The organism is Nocardia otitidiscaviarum NBRC 14405 (assembly GCF_000308635.1).
In the GTDB taxonomy this organism is placed as follows: Bacteria; Actinomycetota; Actinomycetes; order Mycobacteriales; family Mycobacteriaceae; genus Nocardia; species Nocardia otitidiscaviarum.
On sequence record NZ_BAGD01000279.1, the window covers coordinates 1 to 24,686 of the forward strand.

The 24,686-nt window shown below is 68.4% G+C and carries 23 protein-coding genes and 1 pseudogene; 2 read left to right on the forward strand and 22 right to left on the reverse strand.

The features are described 5' to 3' along the window. From ON31_RS32255 to ON31_RS32295, 9 genes and pseudogenes are all read right to left on the reverse strand, one after another. A pseudogene (locus ON31_RS32255) lies at positions 1-618 on the reverse strand (radical SAM protein); the annotation flags it as partial. A gap of 3 nt (positions 619-621) precedes the next feature. Then, positions 622-1,590 (reverse strand): radical SAM protein, encoded by a 969-nt coding sequence (locus tag ON31_RS32260; RefSeq protein WP_039819001.1) that lies wholly within the window; start codon positions 1,588-1,590, stop codon positions 622-624. After that, a complete protein-coding gene (locus ON31_RS32265) occupies positions 1,587-2,402 on the reverse strand; it encodes a class I SAM-dependent methyltransferase (protein WP_039819002.1) in 816 nt (271 codons plus the stop codon). The genes ON31_RS32260 and ON31_RS32265 overlap by 4 nt, the downstream gene beginning before the upstream one ends. After that, complete coding sequence (locus ON31_RS32270) at positions 2,402-4,528, reverse strand: phosphoketolase family protein (RefSeq protein WP_085996526.1); 2,127 nt, start codon at positions 4,526-4,528, stop codon at positions 2,402-2,404. Before ON31_RS32270 ends, ON31_RS32265 begins: the two co-directional genes overlap by 1 nt. Beyond that, on the reverse strand, positions 4,525-4,992 hold the full coding sequence (locus tag ON31_RS32275; protein ID WP_039819003.1) for a hypothetical protein: 468 nt from the start codon (positions 4,990-4,992) through the stop codon (positions 4,525-4,527). Before ON31_RS32275 ends, ON31_RS32270 begins: the two co-directional genes overlap by 4 nt. Further along, entirely contained in the window at positions 4,982-5,608 is a 627-nt protein-coding gene (locus ON31_RS32280) for a nucleotidyl cyclase domain-containing protein (protein WP_039819004.1), read from the reverse strand. The genes ON31_RS32275 and ON31_RS32280 overlap by 11 nt, the downstream gene beginning before the upstream one ends. Beyond that, positions 5,605-6,252: an HAD family hydrolase gene (locus tag ON31_RS35080; RefSeq protein WP_255222351.1), complete on the reverse strand. Its 648-nt coding sequence runs from the start codon at positions 6,250-6,252 to the stop codon at positions 5,605-5,607. The genes ON31_RS32280 and ON31_RS35080 overlap by 4 nt, the downstream gene beginning before the upstream one ends. Before the next feature lie 16 nt (positions 6,253-6,268). Beyond that, the gene (locus tag ON31_RS32290) at positions 6,269-7,402 is read right to left on the reverse strand and encodes a mandelate racemase/muconate lactonizing enzyme family protein (protein ID WP_051038179.1); all 1,134 of its coding nucleotides are present in this window, start codon (positions 7,400-7,402) and stop codon (positions 6,269-6,271) included. After that, a complete protein-coding gene (locus tag ON31_RS32295; RefSeq protein ID WP_039819005.1) occupies positions 7,402-8,466 on the reverse strand; it encodes a hypothetical protein in 1,065 nt (354 codons plus the stop codon). The genes ON31_RS32290 and ON31_RS32295 overlap by 1 nt, the downstream gene beginning before the upstream one ends. 303 nt (positions 8,467-8,769) lie before the next feature. On the opposite strand from ON31_RS32295, the gene ON31_RS32300 reads away from it, so the two are divergent. Both ON31_RS32300 and pyrF read left to right on the forward strand, forming a co-directional pair. Further along, complete coding sequence (locus tag ON31_RS32300) at positions 8,770-9,546, forward strand: GntR family transcriptional regulator (protein ID WP_081592910.1); 777 nt, start codon at positions 8,770-8,772, stop codon at positions 9,544-9,546. Then, positions 9,536-10,249 (forward strand): orotidine-5'-phosphate decarboxylase, encoded by a 714-nt coding sequence (gene pyrF, locus ON31_RS32305; RefSeq protein WP_039819008.1) that lies wholly within the window; start codon positions 9,536-9,538, stop codon positions 10,247-10,249. The genes ON31_RS32300 and pyrF overlap by 11 nt, the downstream gene beginning before the upstream one ends. Positions 10,250-10,254: 5 nt before the next feature. Here the strand turns inward: pyrF and ON31_RS32310 are convergent, their stop codons facing one another. The 13 genes from ON31_RS32310 to ON31_RS32370 all read right to left on the reverse strand — a co-directional run bounded on the left by ON31_RS32310 (position 10,255) and on the right by ON31_RS32370 (position 24,608). Then, complete coding sequence (locus ON31_RS32310; RefSeq protein WP_051038181.1) at positions 10,255-11,118, reverse strand: hypothetical protein; 864 nt, start codon at positions 11,116-11,118, stop codon at positions 10,255-10,257. A 48-nt stretch (positions 11,119-11,166) separates the two neighbouring features. Continuing rightward, positions 11,167-11,943 carry a hypothetical protein gene (locus tag ON31_RS32315; RefSeq protein WP_147287262.1) on the reverse strand — a complete coding sequence of 259 codons (777 nt, stop codon included), beginning with the start codon at positions 11,941-11,943 and terminating at the stop codon, positions 11,167-11,169. Positions 11,944-11,945: 2 nt separating this feature from the next. After that, entirely contained in the window at positions 11,946-13,148 is a 1,203-nt protein-coding gene (locus ON31_RS32320; RefSeq protein ID WP_039819089.1) for a DUF1173 family protein, read from the reverse strand. Then, positions 13,145-13,471, reverse strand: coding sequence for a hypothetical protein (locus ON31_RS37140; protein ID WP_039819010.1), 327 nt, complete (start codon positions 13,469-13,471; stop codon positions 13,145-13,147). The genes ON31_RS32320 and ON31_RS37140 overlap by 4 nt, the downstream gene beginning before the upstream one ends. A 207-nt stretch (positions 13,472-13,678) precedes the next feature. Further along, positions 13,679-14,395, reverse strand: coding sequence for a hypothetical protein (locus ON31_RS32330; RefSeq protein ID WP_147287261.1), 717 nt, complete (start codon positions 14,393-14,395; stop codon positions 13,679-13,681). Then, complete coding sequence (locus ON31_RS32335) at positions 14,392-16,167, reverse strand: type IV secretory system conjugative DNA transfer family protein (RefSeq protein WP_051038187.1); 1,776 nt, start codon at positions 16,165-16,167, stop codon at positions 14,392-14,394. Before ON31_RS32335 ends, ON31_RS32330 begins: the two co-directional genes overlap by 4 nt. A 106-nt stretch (positions 16,168-16,273) precedes the next feature. Then, positions 16,274-17,722: a putative type IV secretion/conjugal transfer ATPase gene (locus ON31_RS32340; protein ID WP_051038189.1), complete on the reverse strand. Its 1,449-nt coding sequence runs from the start codon at positions 17,720-17,722 to the stop codon at positions 16,274-16,276. Between the two features lie 11 nt (positions 17,723-17,733). After that, entirely contained in the window at positions 17,734-19,341 is a 1,608-nt protein-coding gene (locus tag ON31_RS32345) for a hypothetical protein (RefSeq protein ID WP_039819011.1), read from the reverse strand. A gap of 12 nt (positions 19,342-19,353) precedes the next feature. After that, positions 19,354-21,564 (reverse strand): hypothetical protein, encoded by a 2,211-nt coding sequence (locus tag ON31_RS32350; protein ID WP_147287260.1) that lies wholly within the window; start codon positions 21,562-21,564, stop codon positions 19,354-19,356. Positions 21,565-21,586: 22 nt separating this feature from the next. Next, positions 21,587-22,345, reverse strand: coding sequence for a DUF8175 domain-containg protein (locus ON31_RS32355; protein WP_039819012.1), 759 nt, complete (start codon positions 22,343-22,345; stop codon positions 21,587-21,589). Positions 22,346-22,372: 27 nt separating this feature from the next. Further along, on the reverse strand, positions 22,373-22,777 hold the full coding sequence (locus tag ON31_RS32360; RefSeq protein ID WP_051038193.1) for a hypothetical protein: 405 nt from the start codon (positions 22,775-22,777) through the stop codon (positions 22,373-22,375). Positions 22,778-22,797: 20 nt separating this feature from the next. Then, positions 22,798-24,027: a MinD/ParA family ATP-binding protein gene (locus ON31_RS32365; RefSeq protein WP_039819013.1), complete on the reverse strand. Its 1,230-nt coding sequence runs from the start codon at positions 24,025-24,027 to the stop codon at positions 22,798-22,800. A 113-nt stretch (positions 24,028-24,140) separates the two neighbouring features. After that, positions 24,141-24,608 carry a hypothetical protein gene (locus ON31_RS32370; RefSeq protein WP_051038195.1) on the reverse strand — a complete coding sequence of 156 codons (468 nt, stop codon included), beginning with the start codon at positions 24,606-24,608 and terminating at the stop codon, positions 24,141-24,143. Positions 24,609-24,686 lie beyond the last annotated feature (78 nt).

Here is a 24,686-nt window from a genome sequence, read left to right on the forward strand (position 1 = left end):
GTCGCCGGGGCGCAGTTCGGGGGCGGGTTCGTAGAGTGGCCGCAGGAATCGGGCGGTCTTCTTGACGTGGAATTCGGCGAATCCGAGCTCGTCGGCGCGGGTTCGGGCGGTGTCGATCTCGTGTTCGTTGTGGGCGAAGGCGATGTAGTCCCATTGCGCGTGCCCTCCGGCGTCGATGAACGCTTTCGCGTTGCGCAGGGCCTTGTCGGTGTCGACTTTGCGTCGATACACCGCATTGGTGTCCAGGCCGTCGATCGCGAAAATCGCTGAGACGCCGGGAATTGTCGCGAGCCGTGCCCACCAGTCAGGGCTGCGCAGGCCGCCGTTGGAGTAGATCCGGATCGCCGCCGTCGGGCTGGTGGCGTGGATGTGGGCGCAGATGTCGAGCAGTTCGGGAGCGATGGCGGGGTCACCGTAGGCGCCGCAGATATCGACGGTGTGGATGTGGGCGAGCACGTCGTCGGGGACGCAGCGCCGCAGCCGGGCCAGGTCCATGGAGGTTTCGGTGAGCCCGGGCGCGGTGCGGCCGAACAAGTTCCGTGCACACATGGGGCATTCGGCGTTGCAGCGGGTGCTGGTTTCCAGGTGCAGGTGGCGCAGGTCGGAGACGGTATACACGGGTCAGTCACCTCGGTTCGTGGGGAGCGGGGCGGTTTTGGTGGCTTTGATGCCGGCGATGCAGTTGCACGACGCCGCAGTGCAGGTGACGCTGTCGACGGGAAGATTCGGGTGGGAATCGAAGATCGACCCCAGGGGGCCGCCCTGGCGGCAGGAGGCGCGGTAGATCTCGTCGAAGCGGATCCACAGCGTTTCGGTGCCGACCCGGCAGGTCCAGCCGGGCCAGTGGTTGGCGTCGGCGTCGATGATCTGCGCGGGCGTCAGCACCGAAACGCTGCCGTCGCTGAACTCGACGTGCGGGTCACCGCCGAGCACTGCCGCGGCGCGGGAGACGGGCTGGGTGGTCTCGGTGGCCAACGCGGCGGTCAGGGCGGTGTGCTGGTCGGGGGTGTAGTCGGCTGGAGTGCGCCAGCCGTCGAGGAACATGATCTTGCGGTGCACCGGGGCGCGGCCGTCGGATTGGATCGTCGCCGCGAGGGCCATCACGGCGGCGAAGGCGGCCGGGTCGATCACGACGTTCACATCGACGCTGGTCTGGTCGGCGACGGTGGCGACGACGGTGCGGAAGTGGTCGCCGTCCGCGCGTTCGTGGTGGTAGCTGAGCAGTACATGGTCGAATGCGCGCGCGTGGGTGGTCCACCAGGAGATCGGGCGGGTGCCGTTGGACAGGATCGCGACCGCGATGCCTCGCGCGCGCAGGTCGGCGGCCAGGCGTGGCAGTGGCGGCCACAGGGTGATTTCGCCGCCGCTGAGCAGGAAGGTGATGTCGCGGCCCTGGTAGTGATCGGCGACGATATCGACGAACCGGCGCACCGAGTCGTAGTCGGGCCAGCGAACCCTGTTGTCGTGCAAATAGATCGGGCAGTAGTGGCAGGCGTAGTTGCAGACGCTGCTCATGATCCATTCGACGACGACCCGGCCGCGGGTGTCGGTGGGGCTGGTGGCGGTGATGGCGAGCGGGATGCGGGTCACGGTCGTGCTCCGTCCGGGCGGGTGGCGAGGATCAGGTCGGTGTGCAGCGGTTCGGTGAGCACGGCGTCCGCGCCGAAGGCGGCCACGAGCGCGGCGCGCAGGTCGGCTTCGTAGGCGGTGTACAGGTCCGCGCTGCCGAAATGGCGGGGTGCGCTGTAGGAGTAGGACAGTTGCAGTCCCACGATGGAGTCGATGGTGCGGCGCGTCGACCAGGTCCAGGACCGGGTTTCGATCTGCGAGAACGCCGAGTCGGCCAGGACGTCGACGTGGTCGCGGTCGGGGTGGGTATAGGTGCCGGACCCGGCGCGGCGCTCGGCACCGAGGTAGCTGGTGCGGATTCGGGTGACGATGTCGTGCCAGGGCGGTGGTGGTGTGGTCCCCGGTCGCCCGCTTCCGACGATCACGACCGCGCCGGTCGGCGCGACGAGCTGGTCCAGGGCGGTCAGGAGGGCTTCGCGATCGGTCCAGTGGAAACTGGATCCCATGGTGACCAGGTCGAGTGTCGGCAGGTCGAGGGTGGTCACCCGGTAGGAGTCGCCGTCCCGCCAGCTGATGTTGTCGATCCCGGTGGCGCGCGCGGCACCCTCGGCGAGCATGTCCGGGTCGGGGTCCACGGCATGGACGTGGGCGACGGTCGGGGCCAGGTGCACGGCGATCTGGCCGGTACCGCATCCCAGATCGAGGACCTGCTGGGTGCCGTCGAGCCCGAGGCGCTGGGTGAGATAGGTGAACAGCTGCGGTGGGTAGCCGGGCCGGTGGGCGGCGTAGTGGGCGGCGGTGCCGGTGAACAGGCCGCGCGGGTCGTAGCTCATCAGGCGACTCCTTGGCTGTCGGTACGGGTCGTGGCGTGGTCGAGCAGGTCCCGTGCGGTGCGGGTCAAGGCTGCGGCGGCCATGCCGGAGTGGTCGAGCAGTTCGTCGGGGGTCATCGGGTGCGGCGGGTCGACCCATCCGCGCACGGTGACCGCCCGTGCTGCGCCGCGCTCCCCGAACAGTGCGTGCACCGGCGCGGTGCGGCTGATCGTGGCGACGAGGATCGGCACACCGGGCGGGAACAGCTGCTCGAAGACGTCGGCCGGGATCGCGGCATCCCGCTGGCCGGGGGCTCCCAGGCAGCTCAGGTCGTGCACGTGCACATACCGCACCCGCGCTGCGGGCCGGTCGGCGCGCAGATCGGCCGCGGCCCGGCACAGTTCCCGGGCGGCCACGTCCCCGGCTGACACCAGGACCAGTTCCGGATCCGGGGTATCGGCGATGTGCGGCCAGATCGCGTACCCGTCGCGCAACTCGGCGGCCAGGGTGTCGCGGGGATGCTCGGGCATGCGGTGTTTGGACGCGATGACCAGGGCGGCGCGGCCGAGTTTGCGGACGGCGAAGGTAAGCGCCGCCGCCGTGCGGGGCGCGTCCGCTGGCAGGTAGACGTGCACGCGGGGATCGGCGAGCCCGATCACGACGTCGACCATGCTCGGGTTGGCGTGGCTGATCGTGTTGTGCCAACCGAGGCTGGTCAGCAGGTAGACCGGGCTCGGTCCGGGCGCGCGTCCGGCGGTGACGGCGAGCCGGTTGGTGATCAGCTGCTGGGTCAGCAGGGAGGCGGTGATCGGCGCGAACGCCTCGTATCCGAGGACCAGAGCGCGGCGGTCGACCAGGTGACAGCCCTGCGCCCAGGCGTGACACAGTTCCTCGTTGAGCACCTCGATCACCCATCCGGGGTCGGCGGGCGAGGTCGGGTCGACCCGGTTCGAGGACAACTCGTCCGGGCTGAACACCCGCAGCCCGTAGACGGTGTGCAGATCGCGCAGGGTGCGCGATATCGCGGCACCGAACTCGGCACCGGCGACCCGATCAGCGGCCATGTGCGCGGCGGCCAGGCAGCGGCGCGGCGGCGCGACGGTGGTCTGGGTACCGCTGCCGCCGTCGAGAACCGTGCGGACGGCGACCGCCGGTGCCGCGTCGGCGGTGAACAGTTCAGCGGGCCGATATCCGGTCAGCCAGTGCTGCAAGGCGGCGAACTCGGCCGGATTGCGGCGCGGGTCGCGCAGCGGGGTCTTGTGGACTCGCGGTGTGCGGGCGATCGGTGCGGCCCCGACGGTCTCCGGGGCACCGTGCCCTTTGTCGACGGTGATGACCAGCACGGTGGACGGGCCGTGCTCGAGCGCTGCCAGGCCGGTCAGAGCATGTGCCAGTGCGGTGGTGATCTGCGCGGTGTCGGGTCCGGCGGTGATGACTCGGTAGCCCAGCCCGCTCAAGTGCTGGGTGAGCGCGTCGGTGCCGAGTCCGGCCAGCAGGGCGGGTGCGCCCATACGCAACCCGTTGGCCAGCACCACCGGCAGCACGCGGCCGTGCGTGCCGGTGCCGGTGAGCGCGCGGGCACCCAGCCAGGCGGCGGCGGTGGCACCGGTTTCGCATTCGCCGTCCCCGATCAGGGCGACCACGAGCCGATCCGGGGCGTCGAGGGCCATACCGTGCGAGATCGCCAGGGCGGGGCCGAGTTGTCCGCCGAGATGGTCGTGGCCGGGGATCAACGGGGTGATCTCCGAGCCGTAGCGGGTGCGAGGGAACTGCGCACACAGCCGCCGAAGCCCCTCACGGTCGTGGCCGTATCCGCTCTCACCGCCGTCGAGCGCGCCGGTGATCCAGGCGTGCGCCAGCGCCGACGGGCCGGCGTGCCCGCCGCCGTGCACCACCCGCACGTCGATGCCGGGCAGTCGCCGGTAGGGGCCGAGCGCGGCGAGCATGGCGTTGACCGGTGGACATACACCCCAGTGCCCGGCCGGTATGGCTTTCACGTGGGCGGGGGTGAGCGGCTCGTCGCCGATGATGTTGTCGCGCAGGTAGAGCTGGGCCAGGCACAGGTAGTCCAGGGCCCGGCGCGCGGTGTCGACCTCGTCGACGCCCGCCGCTGCGGCGGCGGCGATTCGGTGTGCCCAGCCGGTCATGATTGCACCGCCGCCTGGTCGGCGGTCGCGGCGACAGCGGTGACTACCGCGGTGATGCGGGCCGCGCGCACGGCCGGATCGTGGGCTTCGATGACCATCTCCACCATCTGCGTCAGATCGGCGTCGGTGAGGTGGTCGATGGTCACTGCGGCGGTCTCGAGCGCGGCGGCCAGGTCGCGGGGAATCTGGTGGGCACGGCGATCGGGCAGTGCCCGCAACCGCAACCCCACCTCACGCTGCTGTGCCCAGGGTGGCGGGCGCAAGGCGGCGCGACCGTCGAGGTGGAACACCACCCGCGTGCATCCGGTGGTTCCGGGTTCGGCGTCGATGGGGTCGACGCGGTATCGGCAGCCCCGACGCGGACCGCGCGGTGCGGCGTAGTCGAGCACGATCACCGTCGCGCCGCCGATCGAGCGCACGGTGCCGATGGTGGTGATAGGCGTGGTCGGCAGCTCAGGCAGCATCACGCACCGCCCGTCCCAGGTCTACCGCCACCACGGCACCGCCGGGGCCGGTACCGGCGTGGCGGGCGGCCTTGGCCTTGAACAACGCCCGATCGAGCTGGGACAGCACCGTTTTCCCTCGCTGGGCGGGATCGGGTGTCGGCCACCGTATCTCGGGGCCGACGACGGTGGTCGCGAACGACACGGTGCACGGCAGCGCGGCCGCGCAGCGATCGCGCAGATCGGTGATCGCGTCGCCGAACCCGGTGCGGGTCACATCGGTGGCCACCACGATTACCTCGTCCCCGCCGAAGGTCGCCACACACCCGGCGGGGATGGTCTCGGCGAACCAGGTGCGCGCGAGCGCACCGAGCCGCGACATCACCACCGCGCCCGCCAGGTGGCCGAAGCTGTCGGGGTCGCTGGCGTTGACGCGTTCCATGTGGACTCTCAGGTCGTCCACGTCGCCGATCGCCACCCCCAGCACCGAGCCGCTGGCGGCCACGGTGCGCAGGGCCTCGGCGAAGGCGTCGGGGTACAGATCGCGGAAGGCCACAAGCCCGGTGGCTGGATCGGGGCGCGCGCCGGTCAACCACTCCGCGCGGCAGGGCACTTCGTCGAACAGGGGCTCACTCATGACAACCGCACTTCCTCGCCGGTCAGTAGGGGAATCACGTCGGACAACGCGCCGATGCGGGGTACGTCGGGGTGCGACGGCGCGGCGGGGTCGCGCACCAGATGGATGGCCGACCAGCCCGCCGCCAGCGCGCCGTCGATATCGAATCGGGCGCTGTCGCCGACCATGACCAGCTCGCCCGGGTCGAGGCGCATCGCCGACTCCACGGCCCGAAACGCCACCCGCGATGGCTTGCAGGCACCGATCTGCCAGCTGTGCAGCACCCGCTCGACATGCTCGACCTGTCCCCACGCATGCCCGGTGGAGTCGGGATCGGGGCCGATGGCGTTGGACAGCAAGCAGATTCGGAAACCGGCGTCCGCGACGGCGGCGAGGGTGGGCAGGGCGTCGGGGTACAACGGCGGATTCGCCATATCGGCCAGGCGTGCCCGCAGCACCGCCGCCACGTCGTCGGTGACCTCGGGGGTGGCGCAGGTGGTGGCCAGGATGTGCGCGAGCCGCGTCACCGGGGTCCGGCGGCACTTGCCGTGTTCGATCAGCACGGCGCGGATGTGTTCGACGTCGGCACCGAGCAGCGCGGCCAGTTCGGTGGCCAGCACTCCGCGGGGCATCTGGACCAGCACGCCCCCGATGTCGAAACACACAGCGCGGATGGTTGTTTCACGCATTGGCACCGGTCACCTCGGTCGTGGCTAATCGGTATCCGCTGGTCAACCCTGGTGCCGTGCGTGGGGTCAGCGTGCCGTGCACCGGGATCAGCGGATGGAGCTGCGCGGCTTGGCGCAGCGGCTCGAGGGTCAGGTGGTATTCGATCGCGGGTACCAGGTGCGCGGGGGCGGCCTCGGCGAGAGCGAGCGCGGCCGCCAACCCGCCACCGTGCGGGATGGTGCGGATGCCGCGCAGCCCAGCCAGTTCCACCATGGCCAGGGTGTGCGCGAGCCCACCGCACCAGCTCGGGTCCGGTTGCCAGATCTGCACGTCACCGGACAGGGCACGCAGCTGGTCGGCGGGATCGTAGTCGTGTTCGCCCTCCGCGCGAGCCAGCCCGTAGGCCAGCAGATCACTGGCCGGGACCGCCCCGGGTTCCTCTATCCAGCTCACGCCGACCTCGGCCAGCGCCGGCAGCATCTGCCGGGCGTAGTCGAGCGGCCACCGGCCGCCGACATCGACACAGAGGCGGGCGGCGTCGCCGACAGCGTCGCGCAAGCGCCGCAGCCGTTGGGCATCCCGGGAGGGCGGTTCACCGCGGTCCGCGCCGGGTAGCGCCCATTTCGACGCCCAGAATCCGGTGTCGGTCAGCCAGGCGGCGATATCGGCGGCGAGGGGGTGATCAATGTCGATGCCCAGCGCGGACGCGTACACCGGGACCTGTGTCCGGCGCTGCCCGCCGACAAGCGCGCCGACGGCAGCACCGTGGTGGAGACTGCGCAGATCCCACGCTGCCAGCTCCACCGCCGAGACCGCGAGCCGCACGTGCGCGCCGTGCACGTGTCGACCAGCCAGCGCCGGGGAGGCCAACACCCGCCAGGCATCGACATCGCATCCGACGACCACGGGCGCGACCTGGTCACGCACCACGGCCGCGACACTCGCGGACACGGGTCCGAAAGTGCCTGCTACACCGGTGCTATCGACGACTTCGACCGCGAACCGCACCGCGCTCTCCGGCCACACCCGGCCCGCTGGTGGCCGTTGGGCCGGGCACGCCCAGTCGGGCAGGACCTGACAATCGGGGGCCTGAGTGGGTGTCGGCGGCAGAGGTCTGATGCTCACCGCGGTGATCGTGTCGCCCATCAGATTCGAACCCCGGTCAACGGCTCGTCGGCGAAGCTGAAGTACCACAGCGGCCGGTAGTTCTCCCAGGGCTGCGGGCGCAATCCGGTCGGCCCGAATTGCTCCTCGATCTGGCGGCGCGCGGCCAGGTAGTACTCGATGCGCCGCGCCGGTTCGGCGACGTAGACGTCCATCAGCGGCGTATGGGACTGATACACCTGGAATTTCGGGAACGCCGTGCACACCGGAGTGAACTCGGCCAGCCAGCGCGCCATCACCTCCAGCGGGTCCAGGCCGATGATGTAGGTGAAGTCGGTGCGCACTCCGGCCGCCATCCCGTCGCCGAGCACGCGCACCATATCCGTGGGCGTGAGCGCGGCCTTGGAGTCCTTCAAGATCAGGTTACGCTGGGTGAACGCCTCCGCCGTGAGCGTCAGGTGGAACGGGCCCAGAGTGGCGGCCTCGGCCAGCCCGGCGGCGCTGGTCAGCACACTCGACAGGAAATGCAGCTCCCCCCGGCAGTTGTGGATGGTCATCGCCTCACGCACCTGCCGCAGATGCTTCAACGCCAGGTCCTCGAACCGGAAGCAACCGGTACACACGCAGATCTTCTGTACCGATGCCAGGTCGGGTTCGCCACGCTCGTCGGCCAGGGTCGCGAAGTAGGCGGCGAGATCGCCGAACCCCAGAGGCGGGTCGTTGGCCTCCTCGAGGGTGTTCGGGCAGAACACACACCCGGTGCACGCGCTACGCATGTTCGAGTTCAACGTGAGCACGCGACCGGCGTTGCGCCAGTACCCCAGCACCGCGTCGTCGGCTTCGTCGGCGTCGATGTCGGCGATCGGATCGCCGTGGAGCAGGATCCGATTGCCGTCCAGCCGGAACGGGGACCGTGACCGCCCCAGCGACAGGATCATGTACAGCTGATCATCCGGGCGCGTGCGCAACCGCAGCCGGAACCGCAACCGCGACACCCCGATATCGGCGTCCAACCCGCACGAGTTCAACGCGATCAACACGATGTCGTCGGCCCCGACACCCCACTGGTCCGCCAACCGATCCGCATGTGCCCTGCTGTCGAGCATGTCCAACCCCTGTCATTGATGTTGTCGTGCAACGAGATTCGCGCCGATATATCGGTGCTGCCGCGCGGTCGCGGCAGCACGGATCTGAATCAGCGGCCACAGGCCAATCGGGCATGCCCATCAACTCCCGTGCCCTGTCGTTGCCCCCGCGCCGACCGCGCCGTGCGGCGATCTCGCCTGGGTGGCAACCGTCGGCCCACTCCGATAGTGTGACCTACAACACGGTACCTAGCCACCAGGTGGTTGTCCACCAGGTGGTAGGCGGATGGGGGGTGTCCCCTGGTTGCGAGGTAGTGTCCAGCTGTGTCAAAACAGCCCGAATACGTAACGATCGCCGAGACACTGAAAGCCGAGGTGCTCGCCGGCGACTACGACAGCGAGCCGCTACCCAGCACCGGCACGCTGGCCCAGCGCTTCGACGTCAATATGAAGACCGCGGCCCGCGCCGTGCAGCACCTGGTCGCCGAAGGTGTACTGATCGCCCGCCCCGGGATGCGCGCCGTGCCCGTCCCGCCGGAGATGCGGGCCACGAAATGGCCGATGACCGGCCGCTACGCACGAGCTAGAGCCGCCCAGGGCCTACTATTCGGCAGCGACGTGTCCGGCTCGGTGCGCAAGGACACTGTCGCGCGCGAGTGGATCCCCGCCCCGCCTCCCATCGCCCAACTGCTGGGCGTTGCTCCCGGTACCCGGGTCTTCCGCCGCTCGAGCCGCACCTACGTCAACGACCGGCTCACCGAAGACACCACCATGCATTTCCCGGCCGCGATCATCGACGCCGCCCCTGGACTCGAGACCGACGACCGAATCCGTGTGGTGCCGCTGATCGAAGCGGCCGGTCATGTCGTCACGCGCACGGCGAACGAATTGCGCGCCCGCCATCCCAGCGAAACCGAACAGCGACTGTTCGGTATCGACGCCACCAGCATCGTCATCGAGCACAGCCACGGCACCTACGGTGCGCGCGGCGAAGCGCTCGAAGCCGTCGTCAACGTGCGACCGGCCGCCCACACCGTTCTGACCTTCGACACCTACGAAGGACCCGACAACGACCAGCAGGAGACCCGCCGTGCCCAGTGATCTCACCGCCGCCCGCGACCATCTGGCCATTGCGCTCGACACCGCCGACATCGACACCGCCGTAGCCATCGCCCGCGCGGTCCAGCCGCACATCGCCATCGCGAAGGTCGGGCTGCAACTGTTCAGCGCCGCCGGACGCGACGCGGTCAAGGCCGTACAAGACACGGGTATGGACGTCTTTCTGGACGTCAAACTGCACGACATCCCCAACACCGTGCGCGGTGCCAGTGTGGCGCTGGGAAATCTCGGCGTTCGGTACCTGACCGTGCACGCGGCGGGCGGAGAGAAGATGCTGCGCGCCGCAGTGGACGGACTCGCCGAGGGTGCCGCCCAGGCAAACCAGCCGACACCCACCGTACTCGCCGTCACCATCTTGACCAGTGAACCCAACGCCACCCCCGCACTACTCACCGAACGCCTCACCGCCGCCGTCACCGCAGAATGCGGCGGAATCGTCTGTGCGGCCACAGATCTGGCCTTGATTCGCGAAACGGCTCCTCAGATCACCACCGTCGTCCCCGGAATCCGTCCCGCTGGCAGCCCCGTCCACGACCAGGCCCGAGTCGCGACACCCGCAGAAGCCATCCACCATGGAGCCGACATCCTCGTGATCGGTCGTGCCGTCACCAGCGCCGACAACATCGCCACCGCCGCTGAGGACATCGCCGCACAGGTCGCACAAGCTCGTCGATCCGACCAATAAGGACGTCAGCGGAGCAAGCCGACCACGTGGCGGTAGGCCCGGCGGGTATCGGAGGCCAGGCGGCTCCAGGAGATCTCACCACCGGTCGCGAGATGCTGGTCGTAGGGGATCTCGACGACGGCGCGCACCCACGTGCCGAGATAGGTCCGGGCGTGTTCGGCGACCTCAGCCGTCGCGGTCGCGCTCTGACGGGTGACGACAAGGACGGCATCGGCGATGTGGTATTCGCTGTAATGGTCGTCGAGCCAGATCAGGGCGGGTTTGAGCCGGTTCACCGCGTCGGCCCGGCTGGCGAGGGTGATCACCAGCGCGATGCGCGGATCGCACAGCAGTGGTGCGACGGCGCGATTGGTGACCGGTGAGCCCCCGTCGTAGACGGGCAGGCATCCGGCCTCGCACAGGTCTCGATGTACCGACAAGTAGGACTCGCGACGCGGAAGCGCCTCGGGACCTCGGGGTAGCACGCCGGTGGTCGCGCTGGTCTCACCGCAGCTGGCCAGCACGACGTCGGCGAGGCTGCGATTGGTCATCGTCAGCCAGGACTGCACAGTGCCTGCGGCCTCCACCCGGTCACAGCCGCGCGAGGCCAAGTCTCCCCCCGTTGGCGTGGCATCGACGACGATCGGCGACACGGTCTCGTCGGTATCGGCCGTCGTGATCGCGGCCGCCAAGCCGAGCGCGGTCGTAGTGGTCCCGCCCCCGCCAGCGCAGCCGATGACCAGGACCGGAGGGATGTCGAGACGCAGCAGCCGCCCATCCCGGCCGTTGAGTGCCACCAGCTCGGTGGGCGAGCCCGGCGGGGCCGGAGCATCCAGGTCGATGACCTCCTCGCTGGTGTCAGCGTCGCTGATAGAACGCAGTTCAGACACTCGATACTCCTTCGCGTGGTCCGTCAACGCATCCGTTGACAGGTGGTTTCAGGCTTCTGGTCCCATCGGGTGGTCGGTGGTGCGCAGGCGGTGGGCGTCGCGGGTGAGTTCGTCGTAGCGGTCGGCGCGGTCAGGGTCGTGGTCGGGGCGGTCGCCGAGCAGGGTGGTGGGGTCGGTGATGTCGTGTTGTTCGCGCCAGGCGGCGATGTGTCCGGCGGTGGTGATCCAGTCCGCGCGCGAGACCGCGCCGGCCGGGAGCGGCCCGAGATGCGCCGACCACGCCGGTCGCTCGGCAGCGACCTGACCACCGAGCCACACCGTGCGCTCGAGGTGGTCCCAGTGAGCGTCCAGTTCGGAGTCCAGGCATGGATCCAGCGGGAGCGCCGGCGCGGGAGCCGCAGCCGGTTCCGGCGCGGAATCAGGCCCTACCCAGAGAAGTTCGTCCAGGGTCGAAGGCCCGAGGTAGACGGCGGCCAGACCCGCGCACTCGTACTGCGCGTAGGCGGCGGTGAGGATCTGGTCATCGGCGGTGCTCCATCGCTGACGGATCGCGTCCGGGATATTGCGTAGACCCGTCATCTGCTGGAATTGCTGACCTTCGGTCGCTAGTTCGCGGCGGATGAGGATGTCGTCGAGCAGCAGGTCCGCGACGTAGTACAGGCGCTCCCACAGGTCCGTATCAGGGTGTCGGGCCTGGACCTGGTCGGCGATGGCAACCATGTGCTGGTAGCGCATGATCTGCTGTTGGAGAAGGTGGATTTCGGCGATAGTGCGCAGCGACTCGGCGATGTCGCTGGCTTCGGGGAAGAGATCGTCCTCGGCCATGGTCATGTCCTTGCTGGGGTGGACCCGAGGGGGTCCGGGAGGGGAGGTAGATCGCCGCGGATGTCCCAGACCCAATGCGGCAGCTCCGATTCGGCGATGAGTTCATCCACGGCTTCCCGATGCTCGTCGGTGTCGACGAGGTAGAGCGCGGTCGCCGGATCGGTGTCGGTGAGTACGGCAGACGCCAGCGCTGTGGAGCTGGCCAGGTTGTAGCGCAGGCCCTTGACGAAGGCCCGCCGCTGGTCGGTCAGGTGGTCCAGCAGCAGTTTCTCGGACACCGATTCGTAGGGAATCCAGTTTGCGGTGACCGTCATCAGCGTCAGTTCTTGGAAGGACGGCACCCCGGAACGGTTGGCGCTGATCGTCCCCGCGACGATGAGCCGAGTCCCTTCGTCGGCTGCCCACAGGTCCAGCTCGGTGGTGAACCGTTTGGTCATCCGCTTGTGCAAGTCGTCCGGGAGCAGAAAGTAGATGTCGGGGAGTTCGGTCAGGGCCATGCGATATCCGATCCGGCCGTTGACGATTCCGGCGACCTCGCCGATGAGGAACAGCAGCCGTCGGCGGCGCCCGGTGTCGCCGATGAGGCTCATTGCCTTGGCGTGCCGGGCCGCCTGCTCGGTTTTGCGGGCGGGCGCGAATGCCTCTGGGAGATAGAGACTTTCGTTCAGGGGAGCACCCTTGGCCGTCTTGTCCCGCGCTGCGTCGAGCAGGTGCTTGCGCACTACGTACCAGTTGCGTTTGCCGCCCATGCCCGGTACCCAACGGTGGAAGCCCGCTTGCTCGTATAGGTAGTGCAGGGTTCCGCGCATCGTGAGCTTGGCGGGGTCGGCGCTGACGGAGTCGCCGGGTTCGCTGTCGCTGGCTGGTGTGGGTGCGGAGCCGTTGACCGACAGAGTGAAGGCCAGCCGCAGTTTTGTCTCCGGGCCGTCTTCCTCGATCGCGGCTCCGAGGAGCTGACCGAGGCCCGACAGTTCAGCAGGCGGTTCGTAGCTCTCGCACCCGGGTGCGTGGGCGGCTCCGGAGAGGGGCATCCGTTTGAGGATCAGATGGCCGCCGGGCGTGGCGGCGATGTACATCTCCACCCCCCCGCTCACGCACATGCAGCGGGGGCGGGTGTTGGTGTTGCGCGCTTCGGAGAGGGCCGCTTGCCACTCGGGATCCCCGGGTGCCAGTGTGCGGCCCGCGACGGTGAACGTATGGATCATGACCATCCTCCGAAGGCACCGAGTTCCAGGAACACAGCGGTCAGGGTGAGTAGCCCGCCCGCTTCCAGCCCGAGGGACAGGCGCCAGGATTTGTGTGCCGCGACGTGCTCGCAGCGGCAGGTCAGTGCGGCGCTCGTCAGCGAGGCACCGGCGGCGGCTGCCAACAGGAACAGCGTCACGGTGGCCCACTCCCGCGCTGTTCCGAAGTGGCCGCCCAGGGTGACCGTCATCGCGTGGACCCACATGCCGGTACCGAATTGCAGCAGTGCGAGTGTGCTCATGAGCACGGCGGCGGCTGGGATGCTGCGGAGTGAATCGTTCATCGGAAAACCTCTTCCCCCCAAGGGATGTGCCTACGTCGGTTCCGGTGCCCGAGGAGGCGGGCCGGGCGGGCTGGTCGCCGCCCCGGGCACCGATTCCGTCGGACCACCGCCAGGACGCTGAGCTGGTATCGCGCGGCCGGGCGGGCTGGTGCGCGATATCAGCGGCATCGACTGGTCTAGGTGGTGGTCCGCGGTCCATGGGCTGGCCTACCTTCGTTGCTGCCGTCGGTAGAGTCCGGCGTTCTGGTCGAACTCCCACACCTCGCCCTGATAGCGCAGCGCGCGATCAGGGTCGGAGGGGTAGACGGGTTCGGCGAGCCCGGCCTGGTAGGCGCGCGTCATATCGTCGGTGGCCATGGTCGGCTGGGCCTCCTCGGCGCCGGCCGCAGGCTGGTCGATCTGAATATCGGGGCGGTCGGCCAGGTCGAGTGCTATGCACTGCTCGAGGCCGCCCTTGTCGTCGTGCAGGAGCGGAGCCGGTGGCTTGTCGGTGTATCGGCAGGCGTTGACGTCGCACGAGGCCATCTGTTCACCGACTCGGGCGAGGCAGGGGCCCATCCACTGCGTGTGCCAGGCCGTGAGATCGTCGCGCCAGTCATCCACCCGGGAACCGGGGCGGTACGCCTTGCGATGCGCGACCATGAGCGCCAGCAGCTCATGCCGGACCGGCCGGTGCCGGTACCAGCATCCTTTGACACGGGTGAGCCGGTAGTCACGCCGCCACCACTCCACCCAATCCACGAGGTCGATCCACACCTCGAGTGCCCGCCCGCGCGGCATCGTGCGCCAAGACCACACCAGATCCACCGGTGCCTCGCCGATGACCCCACCGTCTTCGCTCAGCCACGCGATCAGCGCCGTGAGCCGATCGGCCTCGGGGGGCGTGTCCTGCGGTGCGGACAGCGGATCCTGCTGGTCGGTCACCGTCGCCACCCCTTGGTGAAGTCGGAGACAGCCAGCGTGGTGATCTCGATACCGTCGGTGGGATCGACCTGCGCTCGGGCGGGCGCGCCGACGGGAAGGTACCGTCCGGTAGCCACGACCTTGTCGTAGTAGGCCAGCGACGGTTTCACCAGCGCGGCCTGTTCCTCATCGCCTTCCCACCACGCCCGCACACGCAGCTTGATCCCCGGCAGGTTGCGGTAGATCAGCAGCGCTTCACCGGCATCCATGGTGCGAATCTCGTTGGGGCTCATGACCAAACGCTCGTGCGGCTGGTCCCGCCACTCGCCGTTCGCTCCCGGCACGGCCCGCCAGGTATCGACTTTCCCCAGCAGCTTGGAGGCCCGCTCGAGCAAGTCGTTGTCGTGCAATCCGGGCAAGATCAACTGTGCGCTGACCGACCCCAACAACTGCTCCGCCTGCGTGGCACCCCACCGGACCCGCAGCTGATCGCTGCCGTGGGCGAACATACGAATCTGGATCCCCCGCCCGCCCGAGTCGGTGACCTTGGCCTCCAGCTCAGGGATGGGGGCAACATTGGCGACCTCATCGAGTACCAGCTCCATCGGCGGGTCCAGCCGACCTTCCGGCATCCGCGACGCCCGTCGTTTCGCCGCGTAATGCAGCTCGTTGAGCAGGGCAGATACGAACGGGGCCATGGAACGGCCGGAGCCCTCGCTGAGCAGGTAGAGCGTGTTCGAGCCGCTGATGAGGGTGTCGAGGTTCAGGCTCTCTTCCGCGGAGACGTCGATGGCGGCCATCAGCGCCGGGGAGGCGAGCGGTTTGAGCAGGTTCGCGACCGTGCTCATGGTGTTGCCGTCGGTTCGGTGGTCGCCGGAATCGGTGGCCTTGCGGAAGTCGATGGCCCATTCGGGCTGGTGCTGGTCGAGGATCTCGGCGACCTCTTCGTTGGCCCCGTGCGCGGCCCACCGCCGCACGTCGGTCATCCGTTTACCCGCTGTCGCGGCCGCGTGGAGGTAGCACTGGATGACGGTGGTGGCTCGACCGACGTAGAACGCGGAGGCGTCGGAGCCCTGCCCCATCGGCCGGGCCGCCACCATGCCTTCCGCGCGGCGGATAGCGGTGTCCGGGTCTTCGCATCCGGCGATGAGCGACCAGCGGGCTTTGTTCGGCCATTCCGAGATGTCCTCGGGGTCGAACACCTTGATATCGCCCCGGCCCGCGCGGGCCCAGCAAGTGGCCCGCAACACATCGTGCTTGGTCGAAGTGACCGCGACGAAACCGCGGGCGAACAGCACCGGGGCCACGGCGGTGCGCCAGGTCTTGCCCGAACCGGACGGGCCGAACACCAGCAGGCTGTCGGTGGGGTGCAGGGCGATCGGCTGACCGTCGGCGGTGTTGATGCCCAGCCTGGTGACCAGCTCGTTGGCGGTGAACTCCGACGCCGAGCGGCCGTGCAGTGAGGGCCGCAGCGTCAGCGCCTTCGCCTTCGCTCCGTCTTCGTCGAGAATTCCGGCGACATCTCGCGTGGTCGACAACCCAGGGGTGGCGGCGGCGCGGCGGCGGCTGTGCCACCACACATAGCCGAACCAGAAGGCCGTGAACAGCAAGGCAGCGACGAGTGCGGCGAGGGTGTAGACCAGCCAGCCCGTACCCGGCCGCGGGTCACTCGCCCACGCGGCCGCCGGGTCGGCGGGATTGCTGATCCACCCCGACAATGTGGCGCGCATGCTGCCCGGCGTGGCGAACCCGTGCCCCGAGAGCAGCCCGGACAGGGCGGCACCGCTGAGCAAGGCTACGAGTGCGGTCCCGATGATGCCTGTGCCCCAGAGTATTTCGGGCGGTATGAGATGGCGGCGTGGTGTCGGCGGCGTCTCGGGGGGTCGTACGCTGGCCATATCAGCCCTGCCTTCCCTTGATAGCTCCGTCGGTGTCGGTGAGGTAGCGCTCGAACGGACTGCGGATATGCCGCATGAGAATCGGATCGCGGGAGCCGATCTTGACCAGGCATTGCCCCTGCCCGAGCTGCATGATCGTTTCCACCGATCCGGCCGGCAGCTGGTACATCGACGCACAGGCCGCCGCGTCGTCGTAGCGCTCTTGGCCGTAGATGTAGGCGATGGCCGCTTCCTGCATCAGCGCGCGAGCAGGGCTCTCCAGCGAAAAGTCGCTGATGTGATGAAACGCGGACACGGTCGAAAGCCCGAGGCCGCGACTGAGTTTCATGTTCCTGCGCAGCAACAGGCCGGTACTGCCCTCACCCAGATGCCAGCCTTCCTCCACCAGCATCTCCGTCTGCTGGTAGCGGCTGGAGCGTGCAGCCAGCCGGTTGCTCAACCAGGTGTTGATCAGCGTCATCACAATGCGCAGCGCGGGCCCGGAGTCGGGCAGCTGCGACACATCGAAATGGACGAGGGGGTGCTCCAGGGCGGCGCGGACATCGTCGGTCGTCGGCTGATCGACCAACCCCCGCAGATCGGTCTCGGCGAGCCGCCGCAGCGCCAACGCCACATCCCGGCCCCACAGCCGGGCTTCTTCCTTGTAGAGAGGGCCGAAGACATCGGTGTCGCCGTCGTTGGGGTACAGCATCCGCTGGGCCACCATGCCGATCAGCGGCTCATGTCCCTGCGCGACCGCCTCGTGAGTGACGAGGGACAACGCGTTGGTCGTCGCGGCTTTCTCGGTCTCCGACAGCGTCCGCCCCATGGTGTCCTCCACCACGGCGAAGACCAGCTGCGACTGCCCTTCCGGCCGATACTCCGCGCCTTCATGCTCACCCTGAAGGCTGATCGCGGGATCCAACAAATTGAGCCGCGGGCCACCGGTCCCGCCAGTGCTGAACACGATGGACGGCGCTTGGACCGCATCAGCGACACGGCTGTACTCACCGCGCCCCGACTGACGCTTCTTGTCGATGACGATCACCTGCCGCCCCAGAGGCAGCGTGCGGGTGGTGAATACGGTCTTCAGCAGAGAGGACTTCGCTTTGCCGACGTCACCGATAGCAACGACGTTGATATTGCTCACGTCCTGCCCGTACGCGGTGAACTGGTCGAGCGCGATCGGAGCATTGCTGGTCGCGTCGACGCCGTTGATGACGCCCTCATGTCCGCTGGGCATGCGCGAAATCGCCAGGTTGAGCGCTTCCGCCTGCCGCGTGGTGGTCGCGCCACCCTCGGGCCGCGGTTCATAGAAGCCCGCTCGATCCAGCACACGGCGACGCTTGGGCAGCGGCCGCCGGGGTGGTGCGACCGGCACGGGGGCAGGCTCGTCGGCGAGTTCGTAGTCCCAGTGCAGTCGTGTGCCGAAGTGCGAAAGCTCGCTGACGGACACGATTTTCGTCGTCATCGCTGACCTCCTCACGCTGTCCGCGCGGGCGCGGAGCCTGCCATGCCCCGGCACAACGGGAGCGTCGCTACCTGGGCCACGTCGTGGAAATTGGTCTGCCAGTCCAGCTTCGTGATGGCGGAATCGCTGGCGGCGCTGGTCACGCGCATACAGGCGCGCCGGACATCATCGGGATCACGGCCGGTGACCGCGACCCACATCGACCACGTCACGCCATGAATGCCGGACCCGGGCATGAGATCGCGCCGCCGCCGCACCGAGGCACTCATCATCACCTCGGTGCTGCCGTCGTCGATCTTGCCTTTCTTGCCCTCACTGGCCTGAACGGCAGCGTCCTGCGTCAGGTCGGAGGTGGCCTGCTCACGCGCCGCGTAGTCCGGCGTGAAGTCCATCCGCACACAGATCGTGCGCACGGTGGCCGAGCGCGGTTGGTCGTCGCCGCCTTCATCGGCTGGCACGCCGACCAGCAACGGGTGCAGCCACAGAGGCCCCAGTGGCGTCGGCGTGAGCCCGCCCGGCGGAACGTGAGCGACCCGGGTATACCAGCGGTTGTTGATCAGGACGTAGTCCTGATCACCGAAATAGCTCTGCCAGCACGACTCCCAATCCGGGGCGTCGCGGTCGTCGTCGAGGGCGTAGGACGGATCCATCAGCGCACGGATCACCGCGCAGGTGCGGTGCTCTCCGAGAACGGTCACCTCCCCCATCCCCGCCCCGCGCACCAACTGCTCGAACCGCTCGAGTTCGTCTTTGACCACACTGGCCCACCCGATTTCGGCGCGCCGATGCTCGCCCCACTGGTCGCGGCTGGCTGCCTCCGACAGGAATTGCCCGTCCAGCGGGAACTTCAGCACGTACCAGACTCGGTGTTCTTCGGCCAGCGGCCGGATCTGTTCGAGATTCGACCAATAGGAGTCGACCATCTTCTCGAGGCGGCCGTCGTCGCCGACGATTTGGTTTTGATACCACTCCAGGTGCGGAGTCAGGTCGTAGGCCACACTGCGGTGCAGCTGTTGAAGCCCTCGAATGAAGCTCTCGGGCTTGGCGAGCTGGGCGAGGACGTAGCCGTAGGACTGCCAGCTCGCCGCGTATGCCGGAGCCGACCGCAGTCCACCCTTGAGTCCCTGGACCTGCACCACGCACGACAGGTAGGCACCCTCGCCAGGGTTGGCGTGGCGCACGATGAACAGCCCATCGAAGCCGGTACCCGTCAGATCCAGCGGTTCGGCGCGCCCCACCGGAACCGGGCGCTCCCAGGCCGGATCGGCATCGGGGTTGTAGTCCTCGGACGGCTGTCCGGTGCGGTCGCCGCGGTCGGCCACCGAGAAATAGATGTGCTCACCGGATCTGCGCCGCAAGCGGTCGCGCCCCCACAACAGCACGCGCTGGGCATACGACGGTCCACCGGCGAACTGTTTGGTGGTGATCCAGGTCAGCCCGAGCACAGCAAAGCCACCGACCGCGCCGAGCAGACCTCCCAGCGCCATCCATGCGAGCACGGCCACGAAAGCAGTGACCGCCCAGGTGGTGACCATGGTGCGACTCATCCCCAGCAGGCCGCGCTTGCGGACCTCTGGATCGAGCTGCGCGGTGCGGGATTCCATGGTGGGTGTCGTCATCGCCGCGCCTGCCTATCGGTCGTCGTCGACGCGCGGTGCGGCGTCGTCGGAGATGGATTTGGCCTTGTTGACAGCGGAACTGACCGCTTGCGTGCCGACCGCCGCCGCCAGTACCGCACCGCCGGTCGCCGCGCCCGCTGCGGCCTTCCCGCCGGTTTCGGCCGCGCGTGTGCCCGCTGCAGCGGCACCATCGCCGCCGCTGTGCACGCCCGGGTGGGCACCGGGGCCGCCCACGGCCGCGCCGGAGCCGCTTTCGGCGCTCTTCTCCTTGTAGGTGCGGGTCAGCGGGTTGGTTGCGCCCTCGCCTGTGGTGCCAGAGCTGCCGCCGCTGGTCCCGTTGCCGCCCCCGGGCGTGCCGACCGAGGCCGGGTTCTCCGCTGGCGGGCTGCCGTCGGCGCGCGGGTTCGGCCGCTCGCCGCCGACGCCGCCGCCGCGGGCGAAGATCATGGCGTTGCCGGTCGATCCCAGCACGTCGCCGACGGTCGATGATCCCTGTCCGATGTCCTCGCTGTCGGCGGCCGTCGGCAAGATCGGGGCCCACTTCAACAGGGCCCACGGGGCGAGACCGACCATCACCATGGCCAGAGCGACAGTGAAGACCTGTGCGACCTGCCCCAATCCGGCACGGTCTTCACCGAAAACCTGGTTCGTCGTGGTGAAGATGCCCGCCAGCAGCAGAAACAACATCGGTACGGAGAACGCCAACCCCACGAAGACGTAGACCGGCCGCAGCGCCTTGTGCCGGTATTTTGGGTGCACGAGCATGAACAAGCTGATCGCCGAGACCATGCCCGCCAGCGGCAGGCCGAAGTCGTGGACCATGAGCCCGACCCACACCATCAACGCACCGACGAGCATCAGACCGAACATGACGATGGCCATCAACGATCCGCCGGGGAAGTTGGCGCTGGTCGCGTTGTTGAAGCTGGCGATGTTGGCCAGCAGCTCGCCGGTGGGCTGGCCGCCCAGTTGCGCCATGTCCTCCGTCATCGACGTGGTGACCTCGAGCAGCAGCGCGGCGAAGCCGGGCGCGAAGGTCGCAAAAAACAAGCTGAGCGGCAGCCAGCCGAACAGCGCCTCCGCCAACTCTCGGGGAGAGCCCTTCCTCGAGCTGCGCTGGATGGTGCCCACCGCCAAGACGGCCATCAGGATCAGGCCCAGGCCCATGCTGACGGCATACAGGTTGCGGAACCACTCACTGCTGGGGTCGAAGTGCGACGCCCCCGCCAGCGACTTGAGCACCTTCGTGGTCAGGTCGATCGAGCCCTCTTTCATCGCATTAGCCCACTCGTCGGGTGCCCCCAGCGGGTTCTCAATGAACTTCAGCGTCGCGGTCGAGGCGGCCGCGAGCCCGGATAACGCCGAGACGACCCACCGGCCCATGTGCCATTGGTTGGCCACCGCCACGGCTCCGCCGAGTGCTCGAGCGACCCGGTCACCAAAACCGGTGTTCTGGTCGATCCAGTTCGCAGTGCCAGCGAACAGATGCCCCACCCGCGCGTTCCAGGCCCGGCATGTGCTCGCCGGCGCGGCCTTCGGGTCGGTGGCCGTGTTGTTGTCAGCCTTGGCACAGTCGACGAAAAACGCGTGCGCGCAGTAGATTCCCAGTTCCTCCGCCGAGCATGGTTCTGTCCATGCCTTCTCGGGTACCTTGCCGCCGCCGGAGGTCGACCGCATCGCTTGCAGTGAGCTGCTGTCGGGTTGCTTGGCCCACTCGAATCCCCAGGTGTTCGAGGAAGCCGTCGCCCAGGACTTCAGATCATCGGCGCAGACATCCTTGGGTGGATGATATTCGGCATCCCCGGCAGGAAAGACCTTCGGCATCACCGACTCCGGTGGCTCCTTGCCCTCCCGCACGAGCTGCTCGGCTTGCGCCCGCAGCTGCTCGGTGCCGGTCGAATTCTGGGCGGCGAGGCCCTGACTGGCCATGAGCAGCTGTACACGTGCGGTGTCGGGCATGCTCCACCACATCAGCCGGTTCTCGTTGGTGAGCATTCCCGCCAGGTACGCGCCCATGTCACCGCCACGCGAGGCACACGCCCCTTGAAACCACTCCGCGGCGCGGAATTCCTCGGTGCCGCCGATGTACTTCTTCAGATCCGCCGGGAAGTCCGACGGCAGCGTGGTCGACGACACCACATCCGACGGGGTGGGCGGCTGCGCCGCCGCCCCGCCACTACCGGCTGCGACCACCGTGGTCGCCGCCACGAGCGTCAGCACCAATCGACGGATCATCATCGCCCCTTTAGTTGACGAAGAAGCTGTAGTAGCCCGTCTCGATGGGCTGTCCGGAATTCGACGGGGCCGCTGCCTCACCGGGCTCCGGGCCCGTGCGGAACCGCAGGTCGATCGCCTTCCAATCGCCGTCCTGCCAGACCATCTTCAAATCCGTGGTCGACCAGATGACTTGCAGCGACTTCTGTCCGGCGGCGTTCAGGACGAACTGGTCCGCAGTCAGCGTCCACACACTGATCTCGGCCACATCCTCGGTCAGAGACTGCACGGTCACGGTGGCCGGCACGGTGTTGAGCACATCGTGCTGGGCGGACGGAGAGGGGTCTTTGGCCCGCTCCAGCTGCACTTTCAGGGTCGAGCTCGGGTCACGGCCGATGAGCGCGGACTGCAAGGTATCGACCTGCCCAGGCTTGACCCGAGCCAAGGATTGCACCAGGTTGACCGCCGCTGTCGCCGCGCCGCCGCGGTCGCGGGTGTAGCCCGACGGAATACCGTTGTCGAAGTGCGTCGGTCCGTGCACCGTGCCGAATGACGGCGCGGTCGCGACGTCGTCCTCGCCGCCTCCACCGATCACCTTGGCCATGACCAGGACAACGACCAGGACCAGCACTGCGGCCAGCAGCACATACAGCCGCCGCCGCGACGGGCTGGCGTCGGCCCACACCGAGGCGATGCCCCTGCCGGATCCACTCGCCGTCGCGGTCGTCGACGATCGCGAGGTGGCCGCGGGCTTGTCGCCCGCGCGCACCTTGGAGAAGTCCTTGCCCATGTCAGAGCCTTTCTCTCGCTAGAGGTTTCAGACGAAGCTGGTAATGCCGACAACAATGACGGGCAAGGCCGCCAACGCGATGAAGCTGAGCAGCGCGTTGCCGAACTCCTCCTTGTTCTCGCCGATCTGTCCGGCGTACCCGGACTTTTTCGCCGCCCCGAACTTCGCGGCCGCCTTGACGGCCTGGAACGCGGAGAAGGCGAATGCCAGCGCCCAGATGCCGCCGAGCAACTTCTTCCAGGCGGTGTTGAACTCCACGCCGAACACATCGAAATTGGGGGTGACGCCCTCGAACGGATTCACCGCCGCGGCCAGCATCGGCGCGGCGTCGGCGGTGCCGGTGGACACGAGGACCGTCGCTGTGGCCGCGAGTGCGACCGCGGCCGCGCGCGGCAGAACTGTGCGCATGGGATGCGAAATGGGGGTGCTCATGATGGTTTTCTGCCTTCCTCTCAGGCGCCGAAGCGCAGCGAGCGAGAGTCGATCGGGTGGACTGCTGCGGACGACTCTCGCGCTGCGGCGGGTTCGTCCACGTCGTCGGTATGAGTGGCGCGCCCGCCGTCGGTGACACCGTGCTGGTGCAACTCGGAGGACGCCGCCAGCGAGGTGGCGGCCATGGCCGCCACCTGCGTCCACGCGGCGACCGTGTCCTCCGACAATCGGGCGTGGTCGACCAGCCCGCCGCCCGCCAGCACCGGATCGAACGGGACTTCGGCCATATTGCGAATCCCGCAGCGCTGCAACGCGGTCTGGATCCGGGATCGAACCTCGGCGGTCACGCCGGTCGGTGGCACGGTCAGCACGACGATGGCGTTGCTGATCAGACTGTAGAGATGGAGGCGGTCGTGCAGGTCGCTGAGCATGCGTACCACCGCTACCGCCGAATCCTCCCGCAGCGTCATCGGAATGACGAGCAGGTGGGCGTTGTAGACACACCACAGCCAATTGCTGCGGCGGCGATTGTTGCCGGTGTCGATGACCACCAACTCGCGGTACCGGCGCAGCACCGCGTCAATGACCCGGCAGTGCTCGGCAGAGATCAACGCCGTGCCATGCGGATCTTCGTCGGCGGCCAATACCTCGGCCCGGGAAGGCTGCAACCGCACGAACGAGTGAAAGGCCGCCCGCTCGGTCGCGGGATTGGTCAGATCGTCAGCGTGCTCGAGCAGATCCCACACGGTGGCGTTGTGGCGGCCCGGAGAGACGCGCGCGGCCAGCGTGCCCTCGGCCTCGTTGGCGTCCCAGATGACGGTTCCACCGCCGCGCTCGTGCGCGAAGATATTGCCCAGCATCAGCGCGGCGATCGTGCAGCCCTCGCCGCCCTTCGGATTGGCGACCACGATGCGCTGGTGACCGACCCACTGCTGACGGACAGCTGCGACAGCGGCGCGGGCGGTCACCTCCGGAGTCTTCGGCTTGAGCTTGAGCAGCCCGCCGGTCGCGGCATTGGCCCAGCCCCGGAACCCCCACCGTGCCGGATCGGTAGCGGCGTCCTCGGTCGAGGGACGCAGCTGGCTCAGCTCCGGCAGCGAAGGCCGCGCCTCGGCCAGATCGGCGGCAGTCGGCTCGAAGTGGTCGACCTCATCGGCGGGCAGGGCCGTGTCGGGTTCGGCCGTGGTGGACCTGTTGGCGAGGCGGCGGAGGTTGACACCGCCCTCGATGGGGTAACTGCGCTCGCTCATCACTGCACGTCCTCTCGATTGCCTGCTGCCGCTGGTGCCCGTCGCTGGTTTGCGCGAGAAGTGTTGTTTTTCAAAGGAATTCGCCTATCTGGTTGAGTGTGGGAGGAGTCGGACTATCGGCGTTCGACAGAGGCCACCTCCCAGCCGTGCGCTCCCTTCGCCAAGGTCACTGCGACCACCGCGGGAATGTGCATGGTCACCGTGCCGTCGGGCAGCGTGACCGCCTGGTCCACGACGACCAGTGCGTAGGCCGTCGTCGCTGTTGCGGGGGGAACCGGTTCCGCGCCGGGCCGCACCGTCGCCTCGAGTCGGGCGCGCTGATCGCGCCATGCCATCCAGTCCGCGCCGGGCCATGCTTGTGGTGCGCCGCTGGTCAGGGCTGTCGCATAGGACGGCGTCAGCAGCGGTGCTGTCCGCGCGGCCGCGTCGTCGGGGCCGCTGTCGGTGGTGGTGTCCCAGGTGAACCAGATCGTTGCGACCGCCAGCGCGACCGCGTCGGGGTCGGTGCGGTCCACGTCGGTGAATTCCGGCGGCAGGGTGGTCGCTGGAGTGGCTGCCGCGCGCTGTGTGGGTGACTGCATCCCTGGTGTCCACTGCTGTGCCCACGGTGCTGTCGACGTCGGCGCCGAGGGGCCAGAGATGTCGCCGCCACAGCCGGC

Excerpts from the sequence above, each read along its gene's own strand:
- ON31_RS32265 (WP_039819002.1), bottom strand. The coding sequence starts at position 2,402 with ATGAGCTACGACCCGCGCGGCCTGTTCACCGGCACCGCCGCCCACTAC.
- ON31_RS32270 (WP_085996526.1), bottom strand. The coding sequence starts at position 4,528 with ATGACCGGCTGGGCACACCGAATCGCCGCCGCCGCAGCGGCGGGCGTC.
- ON31_RS32275 (WP_039819003.1), bottom strand. The coding sequence starts at position 4,992 with ATGCTGCCTGAGCTGCCGACCACGCCTATCACCACCATCGGCACCGTG.
- ON31_RS32280 (WP_039819004.1), bottom strand. The coding sequence starts at position 5,608 with ATGAGTGAGCCCCTGTTCGACGAAGTGCCCTGCCGCGCGGAGTGGTTG.
- ON31_RS32290 (WP_051038179.1), bottom strand. The coding sequence starts at position 7,402 with ATGGGCGACACGATCACCGCGGTGAGCATCAGACCTCTGCCGCCGACA.
- ON31_RS32295 (WP_039819005.1), bottom strand. The coding sequence starts at position 8,466 with ATGCTCGACAGCAGGGCACATGCGGATCGGTTGGCGGACCAGTGGGGT.
- ON31_RS32315 (WP_147287262.1), bottom strand. The coding sequence starts at position 11,943 with ATGGCCGAGGACGATCTCTTCCCCGAAGCCAGCGACATCGCCGAGTCG.
- ON31_RS32320 (WP_039819089.1), bottom strand. The coding sequence starts at position 13,148 with ATGATCCATACGTTCACCGTCGCGGGCCGCACACTGGCACCCGGGGAT.
- ON31_RS37140 (WP_039819010.1), bottom strand. The coding sequence starts at position 13,471 with ATGAACGATTCACTCCGCAGCATCCCAGCCGCCGCCGTGCTCATGAGC.
- ON31_RS32340 (WP_051038189.1), bottom strand. The coding sequence starts at position 17,722 with ATGACGACGAAAATCGTGTCCGTCAGCGAGCTTTCGCACTTCGGCACA.
- ON31_RS32345 (WP_039819011.1), bottom strand. The coding sequence starts at position 19,341 with ATGACGACACCCACCATGGAATCCCGCACCGCGCAGCTCGATCCAGAG.
- ON31_RS32355 (WP_039819012.1), bottom strand. The coding sequence starts at position 22,345 with ATGGGCAAGGACTTCTCCAAGGTGCGCGCGGGCGACAAGCCCGCGGCC.
- ON31_RS32360 (WP_051038193.1), bottom strand. The coding sequence starts at position 22,777 with ATGAGCACCCCCATTTCGCATCCCATGCGCACAGTTCTGCCGCGCGCG.
- ON31_RS32365 (WP_039819013.1), bottom strand. The coding sequence starts at position 24,027 with ATGAGCGAGCGCAGTTACCCCATCGAGGGCGGTGTCAACCTCCGCCGC.
- ON31_RS32370 (WP_051038195.1), bottom strand. The coding sequence starts at position 24,608 with ATGCAGTCACCCACACAGCGCGCGGCAGCCACTCCAGCGACCACCCTG.